The sequence below is a fragment of the Brevibacterium sp. FME37 genome (assembly GCF_014897485.1).
Lineage (GTDB): Bacteria > Actinomycetota > Actinomycetes > Actinomycetales > Brevibacteriaceae > Brevibacterium.
Window position 1 is genome coordinate 371,730 of the sequence record NZ_JABUYE010000003.1, and the last position, 24,903, is coordinate 396,632.

A 24,903-nucleotide genomic window follows, 5' to 3' on the forward strand; every position below is an offset into this window, starting at 1 on the left:
CTTTATCGCTGGACGTCGGTCCGTGGACAATCACTCAGTCCGCACCACCTGTTCCTTGAGTTGATCGGAGATGGTACGGGGCGTCCGTCCGAGGAGACGAGACAGGGTGGGATCGGGGTGCGCGAAATGGCCGCTTCGCGTTGCTTGGAACATCGTCAGAGTGAATCGTGCGGCAGCCTCGGGCACCCCGTTGGCCACTTCACCTGCAATCCATTCTTCGTCCTTGACAACGATTCGTTCGACAGGGCGGCCCGATAGTTCGGAGGCGCGTGCGGCGAAGTCAGCGAGAGTCACCGGTGAGGGCAGTGTGAGATTGACTTGGCCGTCGAAGGACGATGCGCTGGTCAATATTGTCGCGGCCGCTTTGCCGGCATCGCGTCGGTCGATCCACGAGAAGGGACCGTCGGCTGGTTTGGCGATCGTGCCCGTTGCCTGCCATGGTCCGAGCAGATCTCCTAGGTCTCCGTAGAAGCCATTGCGCAGTGCCGTCCAAGAGACGCCCGACTCGGCAAGGTATTGCTCGGTGGCAGCGTGAATTGCCAGCGGAGGGTAGGGGGAGTTGAAGCCGGTCCCGAGAGCGCTCGTGTACAGGATTCGTTGGGCTCCAGCCTCGACTGCCGCGTCGATGGCTGTTCTGTGTTGTGTGATGACGTCCGCGGTGACATCACTCGAGGAGACGAGAAGTACCTGCTCCGCGTCGGCGAACGAGTGACGGAGCGCATCTGGATCGTCGTAACTTCCTTGTCTGACGCGAACGCCCTGGTCTGCCAGGTGCTGTGCGCGGTCGGGGTTGCGGACGCTGACACCGATGTCGCTCGGCGCAATCCGTTGGAGGAGATACTCCACAGTGAATCCGTTGAGAGCGCCCGTTGCTCCGGTCACGATGATCATTATGGCGACCTTTCGCTGAAGCCGGTCCGAGACCGGTGCTGATGGAGGCACCCCTTTCAAGTTGACTTATATGGTCAACTTAGTGCCGACATCCATCCTGCGGTAAAGTGACCAATGTAGTCAAGTTATGGAGAGAACAGGGGAGAGCTGAGGGTGGCTGATAGGAACTCTGGGCCGACGTTGCGTACGGATGCCCGCCGGAATGTCGCGCGGATCCGCGCTGCCGCAATCGAGGTGTTTCGCGTCGAGGGACTTTCGGCACCGCTGGAGAACGTCGCCGGTACCGCCCAGGTGAGCAAGGCGACGATCTTCAACAGGTTTGGCGGGCGGATCGGACTGATCGATTCCGTCATCGACGAGGTCGTCGCGACTAAGCTGAAGTCCGTGATTGATGACGCCCGCTCAGTTCCCGGTATCAGTGAGCGGATTCGATTCTACGTCGGTGCCATCCGCGAACTTCAATACCGACTGCCGGCGGTCAACGACGTTCTCCTGCAGGCGTTTCCTGCCTCGGGCCCACTCATGGAACTCTGTCACCTCGGGGGAAGCTTCCACGAGGAGCTGGTGCAGGATGGGCATGCGGCCAACGCTCTGGCCGAAGGGGTCACGTCGGATGACTTTCAAGCGATGGCCGTCGACAACTCACTCGCACTCAAGTACGGGGTTCGCCCTTCCAGAGCGGCCTACGAGCGGCGAACCGGATTGGTCCTCGACGGCATCTGCCAGCCTGCTCACGGCAGGTCAGGCTCGGCCTCTTCCTGGTGAATGAGCTGGATCAGGTTGCCGACGGTGTCGTCGAGGACTGCTGTGGTGACCGGGCCCATCGTCGTCGGTTCCTGAACGAAAGTCACACCGAGTTTGTTCAGGCGATCGTATTCGGCCTGGACATCCTCAACGGCGAACTGGTTGAGGGGGATTCCGTCTGCCTTCAGCGCGGAAGTGAAGTCGTTCGCGGCGGGGTGTCCCTTGGGTTCGAGGACGACTTCCACGCCATCGGGATCCTCTGGTGAGACCACTGTGAGCCAGCGGAACTCGTCTCCGACGGGCACGTCGACCTTCGGAATGAAGCCGAGCCGATCCGTGTAGAACTTCAGAGCGCGAGCCTGATCGTCGACGAGAATGCTGATCCACTGTGCTTTCATGATGACTCCTCAGTTGTAGATGTCTCTTCACTGGTCCTCGTCGTGAGTTCACCCGGAGTGGTTCACGCAGAGTGGTTCTTCGGCAGCGGAGCCTTCGAAGCATCCGCTACGCATTCACAATAGAGGCGTGAGCCGTGCTGGTCCATTGCAGGGTCGCATGCGGGGCTCCTCAACCTCCGTGCCGATTATCGGGTTTTCCTCGCCCCAGTGGTGGGAGGTCTTCATAGTCGGGCAAGTCCGATTGCGAAAACATGGAGACATGACAAACACACAGCTTCCCGCGATCATCACATCGTCGAACGTGACCAAGCACTACAACCAGACCTATGCGCTCGCCGGAGTCGACCTCACCATCGGCCTCGGCGAATCCGTGGCCGTCATGGGGCCCTCCGGTTCCGGAAAGACGACCCTCCTGCACTGCCTCGCTGGCATCATCCGACCTGACGAGGGGAATATCCGTCTCCTGCCCACCGACCGCAGCGCCGCCGCGGAGATCACGTCGCTGAAGGAGAAGGGCCGCACCGCTCTGCGTCGCGAGGTCTTCGGGTTCGTGTTCCAGCAGGGTCTGCTCCTGCCCGAGCTCACCGCCTTGGACAATGTCGCGCTCGCCGCAATGCTCTCAGGTCTGAAGCGCCCCGATGCGACCGAGCACGCTCGTGCGTGGCTGCAGCGCCTGGGACTGGCCGAGCACCTGGACAAGCGCATCGGGCAGCTCTCCGGCGGACAGGCTCAGCGCGTGGCCATCGCCCGCGCCCAGGTCACCCAGCCCGTGGTCACCTTCGCCGATGAGCCCACAGGCGCGCTCGACTCCACCACCTCCACCGAGGTGCTCTCCGAACTCCTCGCCTCCACGACCGGACGAGGATCCACCTTGGTCGTGGTCACTCACGATGAGACCGTGGCTGCCCGGTGCTCGCGCATCGTCCGACTCGCCGACGGGCGCATCGTCTCGGACTCCGCGAACGAGTACGCGCAGAACGACCAGCGTGCACAGAACACCCAGTACGTCCAGAACAACTGGTGATGCCGACCATGAATATCCTTCCAGTGGTATTGACCAAGAAATCCTTCACCTCGACAACATCGAAGCTCGTCGCCTTCGCCTTCTTCGCGTGCTCGACTCTTTTTCTCACCGTCGCCGGCGGTGCCTGGGCATTCAACGACCGTCCCGATGTCTCCGGATACGCCGAGGTGGCCGACCTGTATCGCATGCTCGCGATCTTGGCCACCGTCTTCCTCATCGTTCCCGCGATCAGCTTGGGGGTCGCCTCGGCGAAGCTCAGTGCCCGACGTCAGGACGAACGGCTGTCCACACTCTCCTTGCTGGGTGCGAAGCCTGGCACGGTCAGACTCCTCGCCGTCGCCGAACCCTTCATTCCCGCCGCGGCAGGAATCTTTGCGGGAATCGCCGGTTACTTTCTGCTCGCAGTCCCACTCAGCCTCCTCGTCTTCAACGGCCAAGCCCTCGGCTACTCCGCACTGATGATGCCGCTGTGGCTGCTCGCCGCAGTTGTCATCGGACTGCTTTTGGTCTGCCTGCTCTCCGCGCTGCTGGGTTTGCGCAGGATCACGGTTTCACCGCTGGGCGTGCGCACCAGGTCCTTGGCTCGCAAGTTCCCTGTGGCCCGCATCATAGCCGTGATCGTGCTCGTGGTCGGAATGATCGCAGCCCTCGTCTTCTCCCTCGACCGCAACCAGCCGACGATGGTCTTCGTTGTTGCCAGCATCATCACGATCGGCGTCGCCCTTCTGCTCATCAATGTCATCGGCGTTCTCGTCATGCGCATCCACGGATGGTTCAGCCACCGGATCGCTCGCACACCCACGTCGATGATCGCAGCGTCGATGATCGCCGATGCCCCCGCTCAGTACTGGCGGCGCGTGGCCGGCCTCTCCATGATCACCTTCATCGCGGTCGTCGGTGGTGCCGGCACGGCGATGATGCGGGCGAATCAAGGAGATCTCACCGCTGAGGACAAGGCCATCATGGGCCCGTACCAGTACATGGCCGATGACATCTTCACCGGCCTCGTCCTCACCCTGGCCATCGCATTCGTTTTCATCGTCATCTCCGCGACGATCAACCAGGCAGCAGACATCCTCGACCGGGCATCGACGTACCGGGAGCTGCATTCGGCGGGAATGACACAGAAGATGATGCACCGGGTCACGGTCAACGCGGTCATGTCACCCATCGTCCTCGTCACCCTCGTATCCCTGGCGCTGGGCGGAATCCTGGCAGGACTCATGGCTTCGGCGAGTGACCTCGGCGATCCTCTGACCATTGGGGTTGTCGCATCGGTGCTCGTCGGCGGCGTGGCGATGGTGTGGCTGGGACTGCAGTTCACCCGCCCGCTCGTGCGCACCGTCACCGCTGTGAATGCTGCGGTTTGAGAAGGAGATCGACATGCCCACCGTCCTGCCCACAGCAACCCGCGTCGTACCCCTCGTCCTGGGGCGCAAGACGCTGACCTCGTCGAGTTCGCTGTTGGTGATGAGCGCGTTCTTCGCCTGTACCTCCCTGTTCCTCACCGTCGCCGCCGGAGCCTGGATGTTCTTCCAGACCCCACCCAGCTCGGACCCGGACATGGCGGGCATGGACTTCATGTACAAGTTCCTGGCCAGCTTCGCGACGATCCTCCTCGTGATTCCCGCGAGCACCCTGGCCTCCGCCTCGGCGACTCTGTCCGCCCGGCGACAGGATGAGCGGCTGTCCACGATGTCGCTGCTGGGTGCCAGGCGCTCATCCATCGTCACTCTCGCGGTGGCCGAACCGCTGGTGCCCGCGATCTGCGGAATCGTCCTCGGCGTCCTCGGCTACCTGAGCCTGGTCTGGCCGGTGAGCCTGATCCGCTTCATGGGACATCCCATCGGGTACGAGAACATGCTCATGCCCCCGTGGTTGGTGGCCTCGGTAGTCGTGTTCCTCATCCTCGTATGCATCGCCGCTGCGCTGCTGGGCCTGCGCAAGGTCGCGATCTCACCGCTGGGTGTGCGCACCAAGGCCCTGGAGCGGAAGTTCCCCGTCGTTCAGGTGGTTCTGGCGACCCTCGTGGTCCTGACACTGCCGGTTGTCGTGATGCTGTCGAAGAGCGGAGAACTCGGGCTCGGAATCGTCCTCTCTGCGGTCATCGCGACCTTCTTCCTCGGTCTGATCGTCGTCGACCTCCTCGGCGGACTTCTGATCAGGTGGTTTGCGTACCTCAGCGGGAATAGGGCGCAGACTCCGGAACGACTCATCGCCGCGCGGTTGGTCTCCGACGAACCCAAACGGTTCTGGCGCAGAGTCTCCGGGCTGGCCATGACTGCGTTCGTCGCTGCCGTGGGCGGAACCGGCATCTCGCTCATGCAGCTCGGCCTCGACGCGGGGGACGAGCCGGGCGCCCGGATGCACGACGCCGACCGGTTCCTGCTGCAGGACATCTTCACCGGAGTCATGCTGGTGATGGGAATCTCGATCCTGTTGATCGCCGTATCCGCGCTGATCAACCAGGTTGCAGACATCTACGATCGAGCCGACACATTTCAAGATCTCTACGCCGCGGGAATGGATCCGGACACGATGCACACAGCCATGGTGAGAGCAGTCCTGGGGCCGGTGATCTGGGTGTCGCTGTTGGCCGGGGGGCTCGGTTTGGTTCTCGTTCTGCCTCTGGCCGGTGCTGCGCTCGTGCTCAAGCCGATCACATTCCTCACGATTCTCGCGTCAGTGGTCCTCGGTATTCTCATCATCAGATTGGGATTGCAGCTGGCGAAGCCGATCCTCGTGACCGTGGCGACCGCAGGTCGTTCGCGGGACTGAGGTCGGGCCGCTGAGCCGGCCGGAGTGAGCGTGTGCTCACACCCGGATACCCCGCCGAGGTGGGTCTGTGGCTTCTCGATCCAGGTACAGTTGGAGGGCGTTGAAAGCGGGTGTCCGCCGACGAGGTTCGAGGAAGAGGAAGACGATTGAGCAACAACCAGGGGTTTGACGGGATGAGGACCCCGCCGCAGGACGTCGAGGCCGAGCAGAGCGTCCTCGGCGCGATGCTTCTGTCCAAGGATGCGATCGCCGACTGCGTCGAATCCATGACAGGCGATGACTTCTACAAGCCTGCTCACGAGACCATCTACGAAGCCGTCCTCGACCTCTATTCGCGTGGTGAACCCGCGGACTCCGTGACGGTGGCGAACTACCTCACGAAGACCGGCGACCTTTCCCGGGTCGGCGGCGCAGCGTACCTGCATACGCTCATCTCCTCCGTTCCGACTGCCGCCAACGCCGGCTACTATGCCGCGATCGTGCGCGAGCAGGCCGTCCTGCGCCGACTCGTCGAAGCCGGCACCCGCATCGTGCAGATGGGCTATGACGCGGAAGGCGACACCGATGAGGTCGTGAACTCGGCCCAGGCGGAGATCTACCAAGTCACTGAGCGTCACACCACCGAGGACTACGTGATCCTCTCCGACATTCTCAGCGATGTCGCTCAGGAGATCGAACGCAATGGCGACACCGATGGCCAGACCGCCGGCGTGCCGACCGGATTCACCGAATTCGATGCGCTCACCAACGGTTTCCACCCGGGCACGATGATCGTCATCGCCGCTCGTCCCGGCGTGGGCAAGTCCACACTGGCGTTGGACTTCATGCGCTCGGCGGCGATCCACCACGGCCAGGCCGCCGTCTTCTTCTCCTTGGAGATGGGCAAGAACGAACTCGTCATGCGACTTCTGTCTGCCGAGTCGGAGATTCCGTTGCAGAACCTTCGCCGCGGTGAGCTGAGCCCCCACGACTGGACCACCCTGGCCGCAACGGAATCGCGCATCAACGATGCACCACTGTTCGTCGACGATTCGCCGAACATGGCACTGACGGAGATCCGAGCGAAGTGCCGTCGCCTGAAACAGCAGCACGATCTCAAGATGGTCTGCGTCGACTACCTGCAGCTGATGAGCTCCGGCAAAAAGGTCGAATCACGTCAGCAGGAAGTCTCCGAGTTCTCCCGTTCACTCAAGCTCTTGGCCAAAGAACTCGAGATCCCGGTCATCGCACTCTCGCAGCTCAACCGTGGCAGCGAGCAGAGAACGGACAAGCGGCCGATGATCTCGGATCTGCGTGAGTCCGGTTCGATCGAGCAGGACGCCGATATGGTGCTGCTCATCCACCGTGACGACATGTACGACAAGGAGCACGAACGCGCCGGCGAGGCCGATATCATCGTCGCCAAACACCGTGCCGGTCCGACCGCTGACATCTCCGTGGCCTTCCAGGGCGCGAAGTCCAGGTTCGTCAACATGCCGCAGTAGACTCATCAGCAGAGAAGCGCCCTACTTTGCCCAAACTGCGCTGAAGGTTACCTTTGCGAAAATGGCCTGTTTCGCTTGACTCGACGCGAATTAAACGTGCCGGGTGATGGTCGACATGGGATTTCTGTTGCCGAGGTCACCCGCCGCTATGAGGTCTCACGGCAAACACTCTAAAGCGCACTCAAAGGAGCGGCGGGAGCCTACTCCCCATCGTGTAGCTAGGTTGCGATGCTTAGCATTCGTCGGCTGAATATTGTTTCAGCGCCTCTTCTTCGTCCATCTTCGTGAACTGCTGGTCGCCGATTGTGATCTGCTCACCTGAACTGCTTTCGACGATCGGTTCGGCTGGTTCAGGCGTCCAACTGTAGGCGCTCTGGTTTTCAGCATCCCACATGACCTGCGCACCGTCATCGGTAAGTTCACCCTTGAACTGGTGTTCTGAATCAAGTTCCGCTAACTCGTCGCCATCGGAGCAGGCGAAGTCCGTGAAGGTCACAGAGTCGCCGTCGATGTTCAATATGCCGTCTCCGTTGTAAAACTCGCCTGATACTCCGCCCCCGCAGGCGCTGAGTACCCAGATTGCGCCGAAGATTGTCGCTAACGACCCTGCTCGTTTACTAAAACCACTGATGGACACCAACGCGCTCCTCATTAATTCATCGACAGTCGACGTTCAGATTAACAGTCTGCACTTCCCTTGCACCGAGATCCGGTGCCGACAGGATGATGCTTCAAGGCAACCGAAATTCCCGGATCCCTAGCCGTGACTCGCCCCATGTCGCACTATTTTGCACACGGATCGTTCCGAATTGTGATTCGTGCAAAATACATTGGCGCGTCGTGGGCAAAATAGGACGCATCTCTACAACCACCAGCGGCTGCCGACTTGAGAGGGGCCGATGTGACGCGGAAATTGAGCTTTGCGATGAACGTGAGCCTGGATGGCTACGTAGCTGCGCCCGGTGACGATCTGGGCTGGAGCATGCCGAATGACGAGGTGTTCCGATGGTGGTCTGACCGTGTGGGGTCCACCGAGCTGGCTTTGTACGGTCGGCGGCTATGGGAGGCGATGAGCTCTCACTGGCCCACAGCCGGGCAACAGCCCGGGGTCACACCAGCTGAGGGTGAGTATGCACGCCGGTGGCTGGAGATGCCGAAGGTGGTGTTCTCCTCGACGATCAGTGCCGTCGACTGGAATGCTCGACTGGTCTCTGGCGATGCCGTTGCTGAGATCTCTCGGCTCAAGTCAGAAGACGGTGGCCCTATGGACATCGTCGGCGCCACGCTCGCGTCTTCGGCGATGAGGGCTGGACTGATCGACGAATACATTCTGCTCACCTACCCGGTCCTGGTGGGTGGGGGCACGCCCTTCTTCACGCCCTTGGACAATTGGGTGAATCTGAAACTGCTGGACACTCAGTCATTTCCCAACGGTGTTCTTCTGACCCGATATGAAGCGAGACGGTGAGCATTCTCGTCCCCATCGGTGCACGGTAGGCTCAGCTCGTATGCTGATCAGACGAGAACGTTCAGGCGACACCGAAGAGATCCGCGCAATCACAGCAGCCGTATTCCGCGGTGCAGACCACAGCGCTCCACCGGTGGAGCCAAGCGAAGACCCTGGAGAAGCGACCCTGATCTCATGGTTGCGGGACGATCCTGCATGGATTCCCGAGATCTCTCTTGTCGCCCTCGATGACGATGAGATCATCGGGCATGTCGTGGCGACACGGGCGCACGTGGGTTCGTTTCCGGCTCTCGGTATCGGGCCGGTCAGCGTCCTTCCAAGGCGGCAGGGAAACGGCGTCGGCTCGGCGCTGATGCACGCGGTGCTCGGTGCTGCTGATGCCAGAGGTGAGGCCGTCGTCGGTCTGCTCGGTGACCCTGCCTATTACTCGCGTTTCGGTTTCGTCCCGGCTTCGACGACCGCAGTGACTCCGCCTGACCCGGCCTGGGGCGACTACCTCCAGATTCGTACGCTCTCGGACTACGCTCATCAGGGTGGAGCCTTCCAGTACGCGGGTCCATTCGATCGATTATGACTGACGTCGGTATGCGCATTTGTGCACAGAAGTTGTGGTTCTGAGATCCGCTTCAGCACATCCTCTGCCTAATATTGCAGATATGGACATGAAGCCGAATGATCTTCTGGTGCTGCTCACGGTGTCCCGCTCGGCGAAGTTCACGACCGCGGCACAGACCTTGGGCCTTAACCACACAACCATTTCCCGCCGGATCGCCGCCCTCGAGAAATCCCTCGGCGGCCGCGTGCTCTCACGTGCCTCCGGTGGATGGGAACTGACCGAGCTCGGACATGAGGCCGTGCGGGTGGCCGAGCAGGTGGAGAACGCGGTGAGCAGCCTCGGCGGCTCAGGGCGCGGTCCCGACGCCATCACCGGGGTGGTCCGAATGACAGCTACGGATGGGTTCAGTGCCTATGTGGCGGCTTCGGCCGTGGCGAAACTCCGGCGTCGGCATCCGGACCTCAGCGTGGAGATCGTGACCGTGACGCGACAGGCACTGCAGCAGCGATCGGGCCTCGACATCGAAGTGGTCGTCGGCGAACCCCAGGTGCACCGCGCTGAAGCATTCAAACTCGGCGACTATGAACTGGGCATGTATGCCTCACGGGACTATCTGATCGAGAACGGAACTCCGGCCACCGAGGATGAGCTGACCGAACATCGCCTCGTGTACTTCGTGGATTCCATGCTCCAGGTCGATGATCTCGACGCGCCACGTCGCCTGGTCCCCACGATGAAAGACGGACTGTCTTCGACCAATGTGTTTGTCCATGTCGAAGCCACCCGTGCCAGCGCGGGCATCGGCTTCCTGCCCTGCTTCATGGCTGACCTGCATGATGACCTGGTCAGACTCTTCGCCGAGACTCTGTCCGAACGACTGCCCTATTGGATGGTGCTGCGTCCCGATTCGATGCGCCGACCGGCCGTTGCCGCGGTCGTCCAAGCCCTGCAGGATCAGGCGGTTGCTCATGAAAAGGCTCTCCTGGGACAGCGTGGTACTCAATCGACGACGCCCGCAGCCAAATCAGGCAGCGCCTGAGTGAAATCGACGATGCCTCAGCGATCCCTTACCGGCGGATGCTCGAAGATTATGACGAGAAACGCCTCCTCCATTCGGACATTGCCGGGGGACGATCTGACCTCGGAATGCACGTACGATCAGCGTGAAATCGGGTCAACCCCAGATGCTGTCGAGCTCGAACCTTCACAGGTCCATGGCAAAGACGACGTGGACCGGCGATGAGTGGCGCAGTGTTTGATCGAGTCTCATGCCGACCTTCCCAGCCACGCGCTGGGAAGCACTATTGTCCCTGTGGATAATCGAGACCAAAGGGGATGCCAGTGCATGCGAACTGGCGTATTCGCGGCAGGCAACGGCCGCCTCGGTAGCATAGCCGAGCTTCTGAGCTGAGGTCTTCACATGGTATCCGAGCTCCAGGACAGGCGTGTCATCGACCGTCTGCCAGGTCAGGCCGCAGTCGCCGAGGAATTCACCATCATGAGTCGTGATGACCCAGAGCCCATGGCCGTGGTCGGCGTAGCTGCGTAGATTCCAGTTGATCCAACCAGCGGCTTCAGGCCGGTCCTTGGGACGCGGGTAGTACTCCATGACCTGGGGATCGCCGAGGAGGTTTGCCAAATCGTCGAGATCATTCGGTGACATCTCACGGAATATCAAGCGGGGCGTCGCGTTCGGAAGCATGGGAGTCAGACTACGCTTCAACTTCACCACTAGGCTGGACTCAACCGACGAAGGGAACTCGATGAAACGCACTGCGCAGGTCAGCGACAGCATGATCGTCAATGTCGATGCGGACACTCTGTGGGAGCAGGTGGCCGATCCGACCCAGATGCCTCGGTGGAGTCCTGAGAACATCGGCGCTCACACTCCTGCGGAGTCCCGTCCTCTGCAGGTGGGCGAAGTCTTCGAGGGCAGCAATCATCGCAGCCGGGCACAATGGGTTACCGAGTGTGTCGTCACCGCATCTGAACCGGGTGAACGATTCGCGTTCCAGGTTCGAAAGATCGGTGCGAGCTCACCGAAGATCAGCGGAGGCATCGCCACCTGGGTCTATGAATTCGAAGACATCAACAATGGGCGCACGCGTGTCACCGAAACCTGGAACGATGACCGCACCACCTGGCCCGACTGGGTAGCAGCAATCGTTGACCGAGTGCTCACCGGCGGCAGAAGCTTCGCCGACTTCCAGCGGCTGAACATCCACAGGACTCTGACCACGATGAAGGACGAGTTTGGACAGGCGTGAGGCAATCAAGGTCCTGCTCAAACCGTGAACGTGTTTTCGACCGAGAATGCACGAAAGTAGGACACACGAAAGGATGGCCAGTATGGAACTCAAGGATCTGGTCAAAGTACTCAACAACGGTGAAACCATCGTCAGCGGCTCGCCTCTGCACGAGGTCATGCACCGCAGCAGCCAAGAGGCGCTGCGGATAACTGCCGAGCTCAACGGTTCGTATCACGAGCCCGACGCGGTGAGGCAGTTGTTGGCCTCGCTGACGGGCAAGCCAGTGGACAAGACCGTCACGATGTTCCCGCCGTTCCACACCGACTTCGGGAAGAACACGACGCTGGGTCAGCGGGTCTTCATCAATTCCGGATGCAGCTTCCAGGACCAAGGCGGGATCAGGATCGGAGACGACAGCCTCATCGGCCACAATACGGTGCTGGCGACTCTCAATCACGACATCACCCCGGACCGTCGTGGCGACATGCACCCGGCGCCGATCATCATCGGACGCAACGTCTGGATCGGTTCGAACGTGACCATCCTGCCCGGCGTGACCATCGGCGATGATGCGGTGGTCGCAGCGGCCTCGGTCGTCACCAAGGACGTGCGTGCAGGAACCGTCGTGGTCGGGTCGCCGGCACGTGTGGTGCGGTCGGTCACCGACTGAGTCTGAAGAGTCGAGCCCGATCCGCTTCCAGGCAAGAATCGCCGCGGGATCAGCGGCGGCTCAGCTGCTCAATTGCGACAATGCCGCGAGGACCCGGGCCTTCGTGGCGATTTTGAGTGTCGGATCCATGACTGGGGCGAACTGCGATGAGTGGTTGGACGGGGCATCGGTGTTCACGGTTCCCGCCTCGGCCGCCTACTTGTACCTCTCCGCGTCGCTGGACCCGATCATCCGATGAGCATAGGGAATCTCGAAGGCATTCGGAATTGTGTTGAAGTCCTCCGAGGCGGTGGCTGGAGCCGCCGGCAGAACGACCCATTCATCGAAGCAGTCCTCGAGTGCGTACGGGAACAACCCCCGTCAGCTTTCATCGGCGGCTGGGGAGACGAAGAGTCCAAGGCCTCCGAGGTCGCCTCGCAGTTGCTGAGCATCGGTGAAGAGCAGGCCGATGAAGCCGAGCTCTTCGGCGGCATCGATGTTCGCCGGCAGGTCGTCGACGAAGACCGTCCGTTCGGGGACAAGGTCGAAACGTCGGCTCAGGACACGGAAGATCTCAGGGTCGGGCTTGATCAGCTCCTCCCGTCCTGAGACCACGATATCTTCGAGTTCATTGATCGCCGGCGCGACCTTCGGCGCATGGTGGAAGGTCTCTGCCGACCAGTTCGAGAGACCCAGCAGCCTGATGTCGGAGGCCTTGAGCTCGGCGACGATTTCGGCCATTCCTTCGATCGGACCGGTCAGGGACAGATCGAAACGGTCATAGTAGGCGGCGACGATTTCGCCGTGGCGGGGATCGGATTCGGCCGCCCGTGCGATCACCTCTGTGATCGGCACACCGCGATCAGCCAGCGTATTCAGCATGCCGAAGTTCGCCTCGGCGGCAAAATCATTCCACTCTTCGCGGGTCATCCGGTCGGCGAGAGGGCCAGTCTGATCCCAGCCGATGAGAACGTTGCCCAGATCGAAGACGACGGTGGTGGGGTGCAGGTCGGTCGGCTGAGTCATCGTGACATCACCTGTTCTGTGTGGGGATCTCAAGAATTCCTACGGTACAGACTTCAGGGCACGAAGTCGTCGTTGTCGAGCATGCACGCGCTCGCCGGCCCGGTCGATGAGCAGTCTCATGGCGACGATGAGCAGCTGCGGTCACGTAGGTGGTTCGGCGGCGTCTCGGTTGGTGAGCCGTGGGTCGCTGCGGTTTGAAGTACCGACGTACGGGGGCGGGGATCCAAAGGAGACCGATCATCAGAACGGGCAGAATATCGGTGGGAATCACGGCCCATAGGAACATCGCTCCCTGGGTGGCCGAGTAGAGGCTGAAATAGCTGGCGACAACCAGATATGCCGTCAATGTGATGCGGGCCCAGTCCATCCACTCGGGATCCAGGCCCGCTCCGGTGTCCTCCTCGATGGCTGCTTTGAGGCCGGCCTGATCGATCATCATGACGATGGGCAGTGCAATGAGCAGGATGATGCTGGCGAGGACTCCGACCACCAGCCAGCGAAGCGCCCGTGGTGCAGGTGGCGGCGGTGGGGCGCGCGCATTGTGGTCGCACGGCCGTGGTTGCATAAATCACAACGTATAGTGCACTGCGAACCGTCGACAATGGCTCGACGACCCTCAGCTCATTGCCCGTAAGACGCCCCACGCGCTGAAGACAGTGATGCCATTTCAGGACGCCGTCACGGTCGCCGAGGAGAAGGCCGTCACCCTTTTGGGCGACGACTTCGATTCCGCCGAACAGGAATGGCTCAACGAGTTGCTGGGTCGTCTGGAGTGGGGTGAAGCGCGCGTTCGCGTTGAGTGGTTGAGTATTGATCCGAAGGTGTATGGCGAGCTGGGATGGTAGGCGTGTGCAACGGCCTCGGCTTCGGGGCTGTTTGCGGGTGTGAGGGAAGGATCTGGGCAGGCCATCAGTGATCGGATTGCCGGGCGGTGCTCGGCGTTCCCTGATTTCAGGCGTCGACACGGCAAAGGGCCCGCGGACGCCGAAAAGCGTGTGATCGCATTCAGAGCAAGTGAAAACACAAACTCCAAACGCGAACACACGCTTTTGGTGTAGCTCAGTGCAACTGCGTTCCCGGCAGGTGCTCGCTATTGACGAATCAATCGCGATCCGGCCGGGACCGGAAAGTTACGGAAGTCTCAGAGGGGACGAACGCTTGTGGCCTGAAGGCCCTTGGAACCCATTTCCGAGTCGAATTCGACATTCTGGCCCTCGGCGAGCTCACGGTAGCCGGTCGATTCGATCGCGGAGAAGTGAGTGAAGACGTCTGCTGAACCATCGTCAGGCTGGATGAATCCGAAACCTTTTTCCGAGTTGAACCATTTCACGGTACCTGTAGCCATAATCTTTGTATCCTTATTTTAAACTGGTGATCGCCGAAACGATCTGGATGGTCGGACCCTTGAGTGGGCCCGGCTGTTCACACTCTCAGGGACCTGGGCTGACCGACGATGTCGATCAGTAGATCGTCTGAACGTGTGACTTCTCGCTGGATGGTCTGCGCATTGAACGCAGATCCAACGAAAATCTGTGGAGAAACCGGTGTTCCGGAATTCGTGCTGATGTGAAGATCCTTGTCTCAGGCGAAAACGGGGAAGCTCGGTTTCGGTAATGCACCGAAGGTGCGGGATGGAGGCCGAAGGACGGCCGGATTGAAAAGTCTGAAAAAATATAAGAGGCGCGGACGGTAGACACGCGCCAACTGGCAACTGCACGGTACCAAGCGAATCTACCTACGCTCGCGGCACCATGTGTTCCGCACTGTCTCGTACGGGAACAATTTAACTCTAACAGAATGTATCGACCAGCGGTGTCAGAAAGTTCGAAGAAAAGTTTTTTAGGATTGTATGCAATCTGACCCCGATCTCGAATTGAAGTTCATGCAGCATCCCGAAATCGGCCCACGGCGTCAGCGTCGTCTCGCCATGAAGTACCGTCGCCGCCGCACCATCGTCGCCATGGTCGCTGTTCTCGTCATCGCGGTCCCGGTCACGGTCGTGGCGGCCATGCACAGTCTGAAGTCGAACATCACCTCCTCGGCACTGCGTGCAGGTGATGGTGAGGTGCCCGAGAAGATCACGGACGAACTGAATGTCCTCATCCTCGGATCCGACACCCGTGAACTCGACGCTGAGGACTATGGCGCGGCAGATGGTGCGCGCAGCGACGCGATGATTCTGGCCCACATCTCCGACGACTCCTCTCGCATCGACGCCGTCCAGATTCCGCGCGACACGATGATGGACATGCCTGCCTGCGAAGACACCGGTTCTGGTGCCTCGGGGCCCCTGCGCGGAATGATCAACTCGGCACTCAATCAGGGCCCGGCCTGTTCGGTCTCCGCTGCCGAAGAACTCACGGGAGTTCGTGTCGACCACTTCGTCGAGGTCAATTTCGACGGCTTCGCAACGATCGTCGACGCATTGGACGGAATCACCGTCGACCTCGACGAACCCTTGTACGACGACAAAGCGAACCTTGACCTGCCTGCGGGTGAGCAGACTCTTGACGGCGTCGATGCCCTGGCGCTGGCAAGAACACGCCATGCTGTCGGTGACGGCAGTGACATCTCGCGCATGGGCAACCAGCAGATGGTTATGGAATCCATCATCGACAGGGCGAAGAGCTCCCACACGCTGTCGAGGCCGAATCGGCTCTATGGTTTCCTTGACGCGGTAACCTCGTCTCTGCGCGTCGATGACGAGCTCGATTCGGTCTCAGCACTCGGGTCACTGGCTGCGACCGTGTCCTCCGTGCCCAAGGATTCGATCACGTTCGCGATCATGCCGTGGCAGCAGGCTCCGGACAATCAGAACCGGGTCGTCAAGTCTCCGGCGGCCGACGCCGTCTTCTCTGCTATCACTGCAGATCAGCCGATCGCCGACCTAGTCGACCTCGCCGACTGATTCGTGCGGGTCGAGACCCGCACGAACTGTCCTGACTGCGACAGTGTCCAGACAGTATTCATAGTCGGCGTTTAGACTGCCCGGATGTCTACGATCGAAATCACCAAAGACAACTTCGAGTCAACCATCACCGACAGCTCGATCCTGCTTCTCGACTTCTGGGCCGACTGGTGCGGACCCTGCAAGCAGTTCGCCCCCGTCTACGAAGAGGCCTCCGAACAGTATTCGGACGTCGTCTTCGGCAAGGTCGACACCGAGGCACAGCAGGAACTCGCGGGTCTCTTCGCGATCTCCTCGATCCCGACCCTCGTCGCCTTCCGTGAGGGCATCGTCGTCTTCGCTCAGCCGGGTGCGCTCGCTGCGCCCCAGCTCGAACAGGTCATCAACGCTGTCAAGGAACTCGACATGAACGAAGTCCGCGAGGAGCTGGCCAAGCAGGAAGCCGAGGTCGACGCCGCCGAAGGATCGGATGGCGGCGTGGTGTCAGAGGCGACCGAGGTTTCCTCCGAATCCGGAACAGAGCAGTGACCGAACCCCAACAGGCCGCAAATGCGGGAGTCCCTGACTCCGTGGCGGCCTGGGAAGAGCGTTACTCCGGAAGCGATCCGATCTGGTCGGGCAAGCCGAACGAGGCGCTCGTCGCCACTGTCTCAAGCCTCACCCCCGGCCGGGTCCTCGACGTCGGCTGCGGTGAGGGCGCAGATGTCATCTGGCTGGCCGAGCACGGCTGGGAAGCTACCGGCATCGATCTGTCGCAGACCGCCGTCGACCGGGCCGCAGAAGCGGCCGCAGCGAAGGGTGTCACGGCATCCTTCGAGGTCGGAGACGTCTCCACCTGGGATCCCTCGGGTTCACAAGCAGAGGCAGAGCACCCTCGCCGAGGCGGCTATGACCTTGTCGTCGGCTGCTTCCTTCACACCCGGTTGCCCGACACCCGCGAAGAACTCGTCGGGAAGGTCGCCGAACATGTCGCGCCGGACGGCCGCCTGCTGCTCATCTCGCACGCCGAGATGCCGCCGTGGGCCGAGAATCAGGATGACGAACTGGGTCACGGCCTCGGTCACCATCATGAGCCGGTGACCCCGAACGGCGATTTCGCTCTCCTCATCGGCGGCAGTCCCGTCCGCTGGGAGATAGATTTCGCCGAACTGCGCACCCGCGAGGTCGAAGGACCCGACGGTCAGCCGGCCGAACTCGACGACAGCGTGCTCCTGGCACACAGGATCACCGACTGAAGGACCACCTCGGCGGGTGAGATCACCGCATCTCACCTCGTGAAACGCTGCGGATGATCGTGACCGAATTGGTCGCCATCGGCCACCGAGAAGGGCTAGGATGTGAGCCATGGCTCGGTTCAGTCCTCTCGAGTGGCCGGTGATCCGGCAGCTGCGTTCCTCCGATGCGTCGGGACGCGGCGAATCAGTGGTGTCCCAGAAGACGCGGGAGACCACCCCGCGCACCGCCACAGCGGACAAAGTGGTGCAGTCGGTCTGCCCATACTGCGCCGTCGGCTGCGGCCAAAAGGTCTTCGTCAAAGATGACAAGGTCATCCAGATCGAAGGCGACCCGGACTCACCCATCTCTCGTGGACGTCTCTGCCCCAAAGGTGCCGCCAGTGAACAGCTGGTCAACGCCAACGGGCGTATTACCGACGTCCTCTACCGAGCTCCCAAAGCAAAGGACTGGCAGAAGCTCGATCTGGGCACCGCGATCGACATGGTCGCCGACCGCTTCATCAAAGCCCGCCGCAACCATTGGGAGGACTTCGACGACAAGGGCCACCCCCTGCGTCGCACGATGGGGATCGCCAGCCTCGGCGGGGCGACCATCGACAACGAGGAGAACTACCTCGCGAAGAAGCTCTACACGGCGGCCGGCGCGATACAGATCGAGAACCAGGCGCGTATTTGACACTCCGCCACGGTTCCCAGTTTGGGAACCTCGTTTGGGCGAGGCGGCGCCACACAACCCGTCCAGGATATGGCGAATGCGGACTGCATCATCATCCAGGGATCCAATATGGCCGAGTGCCACCCCGTGGGCTTCCAATGGGTGACCGAGGCCAAGGCTCGAGGTGCCCGCGTCATCCACGTCGATCCTCGTTTCACCCGCACCACGGCGATCGCCGATAAGCACGTCCCGATCCGGGCGGGCTCCGACATCGTCTTGCTCGGTGCGCTCATCAACCGTGTCCTCAGCGACGGTCTGCACTTCGACGAGTACGTCCGTGCGTATACCAACGCCACGAATCTCATCAGTGAGAACTATCAGGACACGGAGGATCTCGACGGCCTGTTCTCCGGCTTCGACCCGGAGACGAACTCCTACGACAACTCGACCTGGTCGTACCAGACCGATGAGTCGGGGGCGCCCATCACCGATGAGACCCTGAGCGACCCCAGGTCGGTGTTCCAGATTCTCAAGCGGCACTACTCCCGGTACACGCCGGAGATGGTAGCCGAGAACTGCGGCATCAAACCCGCCGACTTCGAATACCTGGTCGAGTCGGTGACCCAGAATTCCGGGCGCGAACGCACCACCTGCTTCGCCTACGCCGTGGGCTGGACCCAGCACTCCCTGGGTGCGCAGTTCATCCGCACCGCCTCGATCCTCCAGCTTCTGCTGGGCAACATGGGTCGTCCCGGCGGCGGCATCATGGCACTGCGCGGACACGCCACGATCCAGGGCTCGACCGACATCCCGACGCTGTTCAACCTGCTGCCCGGCTACCTGCCGATGCCCAGCGCCGGAGTTCACGAGACCTTCGAGGACTACGTCGCCGCCGTCGGTACCCCGGAGACCCACAAAGGTTATTGGGCGAACGGGCGCAGCTACGCCACCAACCTGCTCAAGGCCTGGTGGGGCGATGCGGCAACGAAGGAGAACAACTTCGCCTACGATTATCTGCCGAAGATCAACGGTGCCCACGGCACCTATCAGACGCAGGTCCGCATGCTCAACGACGGTGTCGACGGGTACTTCCTGCTCGGTCAGAACCCGGCAGTCGGCTCGGCCAACGGCCGAATGCAGCGCATGGCGATGAGCCACCTCAAGTGGATGGTCGTCCGCGACTTCCGGCTCATCGAATCCGCCACCTGGTGGAAGGACGGTCCCGAGATCGCCAGTGGTGAGCTGAAGACCGAAGACATCGAGACCGAGATGTTCTTCATGCCCGCCGCCAACCACACGGAGAAGGCCGGCACCTTCACGCAGACGCAGCGCCTCGTGCAGTGGCGGCACAAGGCCGTCAACCCGCCCGGCGACGCACAGAGCGAACTCGACTTCTTCTTCGAACTCGGTAAGCGAGTGCGCGAGAAGCTGAAGGACTCCGAGGATCCTCGCGATCGTCCGCTCCTAGACATGACCTGGGACTACCCGGTCGACGAGGAGGGTGAGGTCGACGCCGAATCCGTGCTGGCCGAGATCAACGGATACCACATCGGCGGCGACAAGGACGGGCAGCCGCTCGACAACTTCAACCAGATGACCGACGACGGCACCACCGCCGGCGGCTGCTGGATCTACGCGGGAATCTACGCAGGCGGGCAGAACATGGCCGCCCGTCGCAAGCCCCGAGCCGAACAGGACGAGACCGCTGCCGAATGGGCGTGGGCCTGGCCGGCGAACCGTCGGATCCTCTACAACCGCGCCTCGGCGGCACCCGACGGCACACCCTGGTCGGAGCGCAAGAAATTCGTCTGGTGGGATGAGGAATCCGGAAAGTGGACGGGTAAGGACGTGCCCGACTTCCCGATCGACCGGTCTCCTTCGGCCCGCTCGGATCAGGCCCACGGTGGTCCGGCCAACCTCGACGGCGATGATCCGTTCATCATGCAGGCCGACGGCAAGGGCTGGCTGTTCGCTCCCAGCGGCATGGTCGATGGCCCCATGCCCACGCACTACGAGCCGCAGGAATCGACGGTATCCAACCCGCTCTACGACCAGCAGTCGAGCCCGACACGACTGGTGATGCGCAGGGAGGACAACCTCTCAGCCCCGGCCGCAGGCAATCCCGGTTCCGAGGTCTACCCCTACGTGTTCACGACCTACCGCCTGACCGAGCATCACACCGCCGGAGGAATGTCGCGGTGGCTGCCCTACCTCTCGGAGCTGCAGCCGGAGATGTTCTGCGAGATCTCACCGGAACTCGCCGCCGAGGTGGGACTTGAGCCCTACGGGTGGGCGACGCTGGTCTCCCCACGTGCGGCCATCGAGGCCCGCGTGCTCGTGACCCGGAGGATGACGCCGTTGACGATCGGCGGGAAGACCCTCCACCAGATCGGCCTGCCCTACCACTGGGGTGTCGGCGGAGACGCCACCGTCGAAGGCGACTCCGCGAACGACCTGCTGGGAGTGACGATGGACCCCAATGTGTTCATCCAGAACAGCAAGTACGTGGCCGGCACGATCATGCCGGGACGCCGCCCACGAGGTCCGGAGCTCGTCGACTTCGTCGAGAAGTATCAGCGTGAGGCCGGTCTGAGCCCCGAATCGGGCAATCAGCTGGTCACGGTCTCCGATGATGTCGTCGCCGAGTCCCTGGCCGCGGACTCTGCGGCCAGCAAGGGCGGGCATCCGCATCGCGGCGGAGACTCCGCCGTCGGTGTCACTCCCGGGCGCACCCTCGGAGACGAAGCTGTCGACAGTGCCGGCGACCGCACGGGCCGGGCCGATCTCCGACCCACCGACAGCGTGGACCAGAACCCGACCGAGACCGTAGACGCGAACCGCGCCGACGACGGGGACCCGACCGATGGGGACCCCGACCGCGGCTACATCGGCAAGGATGTCGACAAGGTTCAGCAGGGCAACCTCGGCGAGGGTGCCCAGACGGATACGGTGGACAACACAGGAAACGAGGAGGAGGGCTGATGTCGACATCGACCGTCGAGAACGACGCCGTTGCGGACGGGCACTGGCATGGTTCCGCGCACGAGCGCAAAGGGTTCTTCACCGATACGTCGATCTGCATCGGCTGCAAGGCCTGTGAGGTCGCCTGCAAGGAGTGGAACAACAATCCGCAGGACGGGACCTACGAACTCCTCGAGTCCTCCTACGACAACACGGGCAGCCTCGGGGCGAATACCTGGCGTCACGTCGCCTTCATCGAACAGGACTCCGAGAGGATCGAAGCCGCCCGCGAATCGGGGCGGAAACTCGTCAACCTCGGCATGCCGACGATCCGTCCGCGCACGGACGAGTCTGCGGGTGCACAGCCTCTCGGCGGTGCCCTCGGCGCGGCGGCAGATGGGTCTGCCGGAAGCGGCGGACTGCCCTCGACCCCACCGATGGGCATCGACCTGTTGGCACCCGGCGCCTTGGATCCGAGCGATCCCGAGGACATCGCCAATCTCGACACGACGCCCCCGGACACGGCGGACTTCCGCTGGCTGATGTCCTCGGACGTGTGCAAGCACTGCACCCACGCCGGCTGCCTCGACGTGTGCCCCACGGGAGCTCTCTTCCGCACGGAATTCGACACCGTCGTCGTGCAGAACGATGTCTGCAACGGCTGCGGGACCTGCGTGGCCGGCTGTCCCTTCGGCGTCATCGAGCGCCGCGATGACGGCACGATCAACACACCGACCGACCGTGATCGCAGCGCCTCGGACATGGATGTGCCGGACAAGAACACGGCCAATAAGTGCACGCTCTGCTACGACCGCCTCCTCGATGGGCAGGAACCGGCGTGCGCGCAGACCTGCCCCACGGAGTCGATCAAGTTCGGCGACCACGACGACATGGTCGACAAGGCTCACGCCCGCGTGGCCGACCTCCATGCGAAGGGTCTGACCGAGGCTCGCCTGTACGGCGCGAACCCGAACGACGGCGTCGGCGGAACCGGATCGGTCTTCCTCATCCTCGACGAGCCCGAGGTCTACGGGCTGCCGCCGGATCCGCGTGTGCCGACGAAAGACCTGCCTCAGATGTACGCCAAGGCCGGCATCGCGGCGCTCGGCATGGTGGCCGCCGCCGGACTTGCCTTCCTCGGGAGCCGGCGTTGAGCACATCCGAATACGATTCCTACCGCCCACCTGAGCTCGATCGCGGACGGAAGAAGCGTCGCCGAGGTGGTCGCCCCGGTGGTGGCCGTAGCGGACCGGGTGCCGGAGGGCGTGGCGGTCAGGGTTGGAAGAACCGTGGGGCCGACGGCAATCGTGAGATGCCGATGGTCGAGGACGTCGAATTCTCCTCCTATTACGGCAGGCCGATCGTCAAAGCTCCGCCATGGGGCGATGAGATCGCGATCTACCTGTTCCTGGGCGGTCTGGCCGGAGGCTCTTCGCTGCTTGGGTTGGGGGCGCAATTCAGTGATCGTCCGCAGCTGCGGATTGCGACCAGACTGACTGCGATCACAGCGACGGCTGTCGGGGGAGCGGCACTCGTGGCCGACCTCGGCCGGCCCGAACGCTTCCTCAACATGATGCGCGTATTCAAGGTCAGCTCTCCCATGAGTATGGGCACCTGGATCCTGTCCGGTTTCGGCGTTGGTTCCGGTGTCCTCACCGCGATCGAGGTCGATCGACTGACCGGTGAGCGTCTGCCTCTCGGTCCGCTGCGTCGAATTCTGCACGCCTTCGAGACTCCTGCCGCGCTCGAATCGGCGCTCTTTGCGGCACCATTGGCGGCCTACACCGGGGCTCTCCTGGGCGATACGGCGGTTCCCACCTGGAACGCTGCTGGTCGCAGCGGACTCTCGTTCGTCTTCGTATCTTCGGCCGCAGTGGCCGCCGGAGGTGCGGCAATGGCCTTGGCTCCCGTGCGTGAGACCGGGCCAGCGCGTCTGCTCGCGCTCGGCGGTGCTGCCGGTGAGGCTTTCGCGATGAATCGGATGAAGCAGGGCATGCACCCCGCCGAGGTGGACCCGCTCGAAGAGGGCGAACCCGGCCACAAGCTCCACCGGGCAGAGAAGCTGCTCATCGCCGGTGCGATCGGCACTGCCGCCGTCGAGGTGGGGGCTAGGGTGTTCGCGAAGAAGCTGGGCCAGCACTCTGGAGCGGGGTCCGGTCTGGTTGGAGCTGGCAAGCGCAGCTGGAAGACTCGTGCTGCCCTGCGGACGCTGTCGGTCGTCTCCGGTACGGCACTCGCAGCCGCCTCGGCGTACACGCGTTTCGGGGTGCTTGAGGCCGGCATCGAATCGACGAAGGATCCGCGCCACGTGGTGGAACCGCAGCGCGCTCGCCTAGAAGAACGCCGTGCCCGAGGCATCGTCGACGATTCGATCACGACCGGGTCCTAGTTCGCACAATTGCCAAGATGGCATGCGAAAAACTTCCCGAGTAGTAACGTGGGCCCCATGAAGGACGCAATCAAGGAGCTGCTCGCCGACCGTCGCAGCCTCAAAGAAGCCGCAGTCGTGACTGTGCTCGTCCCTCTCGTCCGGTACATCATGCACCTGATCGGCTGGGGCCACGGCTCATTCGGCTGGTGGGAAGTTATCCTCGGCGCGCTGTTGACCGGAGGCTTCTATTGGGTCGTTACCAGCGGATTCCGTCGCTTCCGCGATGAGGACGTCACGCCCTCCTGAACTGAAGAGGGGGAGCGGTCAGTCACGGCAAACAGGTACCTGCGCGCCCCACCCTGTCGGTGACGAAACCACCTGCTGCACAGGGTGTTCGCGACACTAGCGGTGAAGGGTGCCCAAGGGGTCACCGCACGCGCACGCCCGAACCGACGACGATCTCACCGATGATCGGGTGACCAGGCAGTTCGCCGACGACGAGCAGTCCGCCGGACGTCTGAGCATCCGCCAGGAGGAAGAGATCGTCCTCGGTCACCGAGTCGTCGGTCGTGAGATTGGGGCGCACCCAGTCGAGGTTGCGACGCGTCCCACCGGACACGTATCCGTCCGCGATCGATTCATCGACTCCGCCGAGGCGGGGCACCGCGGACGCATCAATGACCGCTCCCACGCCTGAGGCACGGCACATCTTGAACAGGTGGCCAAGCAAACCGAACCCGGTGACATCGGTGGCCGCGCGCACGCCAGCAGCCACAGCCGCCTGCGCTGCATCGCGATTGAGCGCGGTCATTGTGGCAATCGCTTCGTCGAAGTTCTCACCGGTCTGCTTGTGTCGGTTGTTGAGGATACCCACACCGATCGGCTTCGTCAGCGTCAACGGCAGGCCCATCTCGGCGGCATCATTGCGCATGAGTTCATCGGGGTGGGCGATGCCGGTCACAGCCATGCCGTACTTCGGCTCGGGGTCATCGATCGAATGCCCACCGGCGACGGGACAGTTCGCCTGGGCGGCGACGTCGAGGCCACCGCGCAGCACTTCGGTGAGCAGCTCCATCGGCAGCTTCTCCCGCGGCCAACCGACGAGGTTGATCGCCGTCACCGGGGTCCCACCCATCGCGTAGATGTCGGAGAGTGCGTTCGCGGCCGCGATTCGGCCCCAATCGTAGGCGTCGTCGACGACAGGGGTGAAGAAATCGGCCGTCGAGAGCACCGCGAGGTCTTCGCGGACCCGCACGGCAGAAGCATCATCACCGTCGTCGAGTCCGACGAGCACATCAGGTCCGGACTGACCGGTCAGTCCTTTGACTGCTTCCTCCAGCTCACCTGGCGGGATCTTGCAGGCGCAGCCTCCGCCGTGGGCGAATGATGTCAGACGTTCCTGGGTGGCGATCATACCGCGAGACTAGCACCGAGGTGACGCTCGATTCTACGGGCCACCTCGGCGATATTCTCCGCCTCGGCGGAGGCCTCGCAGAGGGGGCAACC

Annotated in this window: 26 protein-coding genes and 1 pseudogene; 19 read left to right on the forward strand and 8 right to left on the reverse strand. The window is 62.3% G+C overall.

Annotated elements, in window-relative coordinates:
* Positions 1-30: 30 nt before the first annotated feature.
* Entirely contained in the window at positions 31-891 is an 861-nt protein-coding gene (locus INT29_RS05865; RefSeq protein WP_193071045.1) for an SDR family oxidoreductase, read from the reverse strand.
* Positions 892-1,044: 153 nt separating this feature from the next.
* Here INT29_RS05865 and INT29_RS05870 point away from each other — a divergent pair, with 153 nt between their 5' ends.
* The gene (locus INT29_RS05870) at positions 1,045-1,656 is read left to right on the forward strand and encodes a TetR/AcrR family transcriptional regulator (protein ID WP_193071047.1); all 612 of its coding nucleotides are present in this window, start codon (positions 1,045-1,047) and stop codon (positions 1,654-1,656) included.
* On the opposite strand, the gene INT29_RS05875 is transcribed toward INT29_RS05870, so the two are convergent.
* On the reverse strand, positions 1,623-2,033 hold the full coding sequence (locus INT29_RS05875; RefSeq protein WP_101572247.1) for a VOC family protein: 411 nt from the start codon (positions 2,031-2,033) through the stop codon (positions 1,623-1,625). The genes INT29_RS05870 and INT29_RS05875 overlap by 34 nt on opposite strands.
* Before the next feature lie 259 nt (positions 2,034-2,292).
* Between INT29_RS05875 and INT29_RS05880 the strand changes: the two genes are divergently transcribed.
* From INT29_RS05880 to dnaB, 4 genes are all read left to right on the forward strand, one after another.
* Complete coding sequence (locus INT29_RS05880) at positions 2,293-3,057, forward strand: ABC transporter ATP-binding protein (RefSeq protein WP_101572245.1); 765 nt, start codon at positions 2,293-2,295, stop codon at positions 3,055-3,057.
* A gap of 23 nt (positions 3,058-3,080) precedes the next feature.
* Entirely contained in the window at positions 3,081-4,427 is a 1,347-nt protein-coding gene (locus INT29_RS05885) for an FtsX-like permease family protein (RefSeq protein WP_319020846.1), read from the forward strand.
* Positions 4,428-4,440: 13 nt separating this feature from the next.
* Positions 4,441-5,835: an FtsX-like permease family protein gene (locus tag INT29_RS05890; protein ID WP_193071049.1), complete on the forward strand. Its 1,395-nt coding sequence runs from the start codon at positions 4,441-4,443 to the stop codon at positions 5,833-5,835.
* A 173-nt stretch (positions 5,836-6,008) separates the two neighbouring features.
* Positions 6,009-7,319, forward strand: coding sequence for a replicative DNA helicase (dnaB, locus tag INT29_RS05895; protein ID WP_050773361.1), 1,311 nt, complete (start codon positions 6,009-6,011; stop codon positions 7,317-7,319).
* Positions 7,320-7,551: 232 nt separating this feature from the next.
* On the opposite strand, the gene INT29_RS05900 is transcribed toward dnaB, so the two are convergent.
* Positions 7,552-7,956 carry a hypothetical protein gene (locus tag INT29_RS05900; protein WP_193071050.1) on the reverse strand — a complete coding sequence of 135 codons (405 nt, stop codon included), beginning with the start codon at positions 7,954-7,956 and terminating at the stop codon, positions 7,552-7,554.
* 264 nt (positions 7,957-8,220) lie between these two features.
* On the opposite strand from INT29_RS05900, the gene INT29_RS05905 reads away from it, so the two are divergent.
* The 3 genes from INT29_RS05905 (at position 8,221) to INT29_RS05915 (ending at position 10,382) form a co-directional block, all read left to right on the forward strand.
* Positions 8,221-8,787 carry a dihydrofolate reductase family protein gene (locus INT29_RS05905; RefSeq protein ID WP_319020847.1) on the forward strand — a complete coding sequence of 189 codons (567 nt, stop codon included), beginning with the start codon at positions 8,221-8,223 and terminating at the stop codon, positions 8,785-8,787.
* Between the two features lie 40 nt (positions 8,788-8,827).
* Positions 8,828-9,361 (forward strand): GNAT family N-acetyltransferase, encoded by a 534-nt coding sequence (locus tag INT29_RS05910; protein WP_193071052.1) that lies wholly within the window; start codon positions 8,828-8,830, stop codon positions 9,359-9,361.
* An 82-nt stretch (positions 9,362-9,443) separates the two neighbouring features.
* Positions 9,444-10,382, forward strand: coding sequence for a LysR family transcriptional regulator (locus INT29_RS05915; protein WP_193071053.1), 939 nt, complete (start codon positions 9,444-9,446; stop codon positions 10,380-10,382).
* 165 nt (positions 10,383-10,547) lie between these two features.
* Here the strand turns inward: INT29_RS05915 and INT29_RS05920 are convergent, their stop codons facing one another.
* Positions 10,548-11,045 (reverse strand): GNAT family N-acetyltransferase, encoded by a 498-nt coding sequence (locus tag INT29_RS05920; protein WP_193071054.1) that lies wholly within the window; start codon positions 11,043-11,045, stop codon positions 10,548-10,550.
* Between the two features lie 61 nt (positions 11,046-11,106).
* Between INT29_RS05920 and INT29_RS05925 the strand changes: the two genes are divergently transcribed.
* The 3 genes from INT29_RS05925 to INT29_RS20395 all read left to right on the forward strand — a co-directional run bounded on the left by INT29_RS05925 (position 11,107) and on the right by INT29_RS20395 (position 12,500).
* Positions 11,107-11,610: an SRPBCC family protein gene (locus INT29_RS05925; RefSeq protein WP_193071056.1), complete on the forward strand. Its 504-nt coding sequence runs from the start codon at positions 11,107-11,109 to the stop codon at positions 11,608-11,610.
* Positions 11,611-11,692: 82 nt separating this feature from the next.
* A complete protein-coding gene (locus INT29_RS05930) occupies positions 11,693-12,262 on the forward strand; it encodes a DapH/DapD/GlmU-related protein (protein WP_193071057.1) in 570 nt (189 codons plus the stop codon).
* 103 nt (positions 12,263-12,365) lie between these two features.
* Entirely contained in the window at positions 12,366-12,500 is a 135-nt protein-coding gene (locus tag INT29_RS20395; RefSeq protein WP_264298432.1) for a hypothetical protein, read from the forward strand.
* A gap of 122 nt (positions 12,501-12,622) precedes the next feature.
* Here the strand turns inward: INT29_RS20395 and INT29_RS05935 are convergent, their stop codons facing one another.
* Together INT29_RS05935 and INT29_RS05940 are read right to left on the reverse strand one after the other, a co-directional pair.
* On the reverse strand, positions 12,623-13,267 hold the full coding sequence (locus tag INT29_RS05935; protein ID WP_101572231.1) for an HAD-IA family hydrolase: 645 nt from the start codon (positions 13,265-13,267) through the stop codon (positions 12,623-12,625).
* A 7-nt stretch (positions 13,268-13,274) separates the two neighbouring features.
* Entirely contained in the window at positions 13,275-13,832 is a 558-nt protein-coding gene (locus INT29_RS05940) for a hypothetical protein (RefSeq protein ID WP_193071058.1), read from the reverse strand.
* A 94-nt stretch (positions 13,833-13,926) separates the two neighbouring features.
* Between INT29_RS05940 and INT29_RS05945 the strand changes: the two genes are divergently transcribed.
* The gene (locus INT29_RS05945; RefSeq protein WP_193071059.1) at positions 13,927-14,112 is read left to right on the forward strand and encodes a hypothetical protein; all 186 of its coding nucleotides are present in this window, start codon (positions 13,927-13,929) and stop codon (positions 14,110-14,112) included.
* A gap of 296 nt (positions 14,113-14,408) precedes the next feature.
* On the opposite strand, the gene INT29_RS05950 is transcribed toward INT29_RS05945, so the two are convergent.
* Positions 14,409-14,612, reverse strand: coding sequence for a cold-shock protein (locus INT29_RS05950; protein WP_009882802.1), 204 nt, complete (start codon positions 14,610-14,612; stop codon positions 14,409-14,411).
* Between the two features lie 504 nt (positions 14,613-15,116).
* Here INT29_RS05950 and INT29_RS05955 point away from each other — a divergent pair.
* The 7 genes and pseudogenes from INT29_RS05955 (at position 15,117) to INT29_RS05990 (ending at position 23,703) form a co-directional block, all read left to right on the forward strand.
* Positions 15,117-16,175, forward strand: a complete 1,059-nt coding sequence (locus tag INT29_RS05955; protein ID WP_226841644.1) for an LCP family protein — start codon at positions 15,117-15,119, stop codon at positions 16,173-16,175.
* An 84-nt stretch (positions 16,176-16,259) separates the two neighbouring features.
* Positions 16,260-16,703 carry a thioredoxin gene (gene trxA, locus INT29_RS05960; protein ID WP_193071060.1) on the forward strand — a complete coding sequence of 148 codons (444 nt, stop codon included), beginning with the start codon at positions 16,260-16,262 and terminating at the stop codon, positions 16,701-16,703.
* Complete coding sequence (locus tag INT29_RS05965; protein ID WP_193071061.1) at positions 16,700-17,410, forward strand: class I SAM-dependent methyltransferase; 711 nt, start codon at positions 16,700-16,702, stop codon at positions 17,408-17,410. The genes trxA and INT29_RS05965 overlap by 4 nt, the downstream gene beginning before the upstream one ends.
* A 109-nt stretch (positions 17,411-17,519) precedes the next feature.
* Positions 17,520-20,687 (forward strand): annotated as a pseudogene (fdnG, locus tag INT29_RS05975) (formate dehydrogenase-N subunit alpha); the annotation flags it as partial.
* Between the two features lie 359 nt (positions 20,688-21,046).
* On the forward strand, positions 21,047-22,180 hold the full coding sequence (locus INT29_RS05980) for a 4Fe-4S dicluster domain-containing protein (RefSeq protein WP_180958972.1): 1,134 nt from the start codon (positions 21,047-21,049) through the stop codon (positions 22,178-22,180).
* Positions 22,177-23,415, forward strand: a complete 1,239-nt coding sequence (nrfD, locus tag INT29_RS05985; protein WP_101572218.1) for an NrfD/PsrC family molybdoenzyme membrane anchor subunit — start codon at positions 22,177-22,179, stop codon at positions 23,413-23,415. The genes INT29_RS05980 and nrfD overlap by 4 nt, the downstream gene beginning before the upstream one ends.
* Before the next feature lie 57 nt (positions 23,416-23,472).
* On the forward strand, positions 23,473-23,703 hold the full coding sequence (locus tag INT29_RS05990; RefSeq protein ID WP_193071063.1) for a hypothetical protein: 231 nt from the start codon (positions 23,473-23,475) through the stop codon (positions 23,701-23,703).
* A gap of 121 nt (positions 23,704-23,824) precedes the next feature.
* On the opposite strand, the gene selD is transcribed toward INT29_RS05990, so the two are convergent.
* On the reverse strand, positions 23,825-24,811 hold the full coding sequence (gene selD / locus INT29_RS05995) for a selenide, water dikinase SelD (protein ID WP_101572214.1): 987 nt from the start codon (positions 24,809-24,811) through the stop codon (positions 23,825-23,827).
* Positions 24,812-24,903 lie beyond the last annotated feature (92 nt).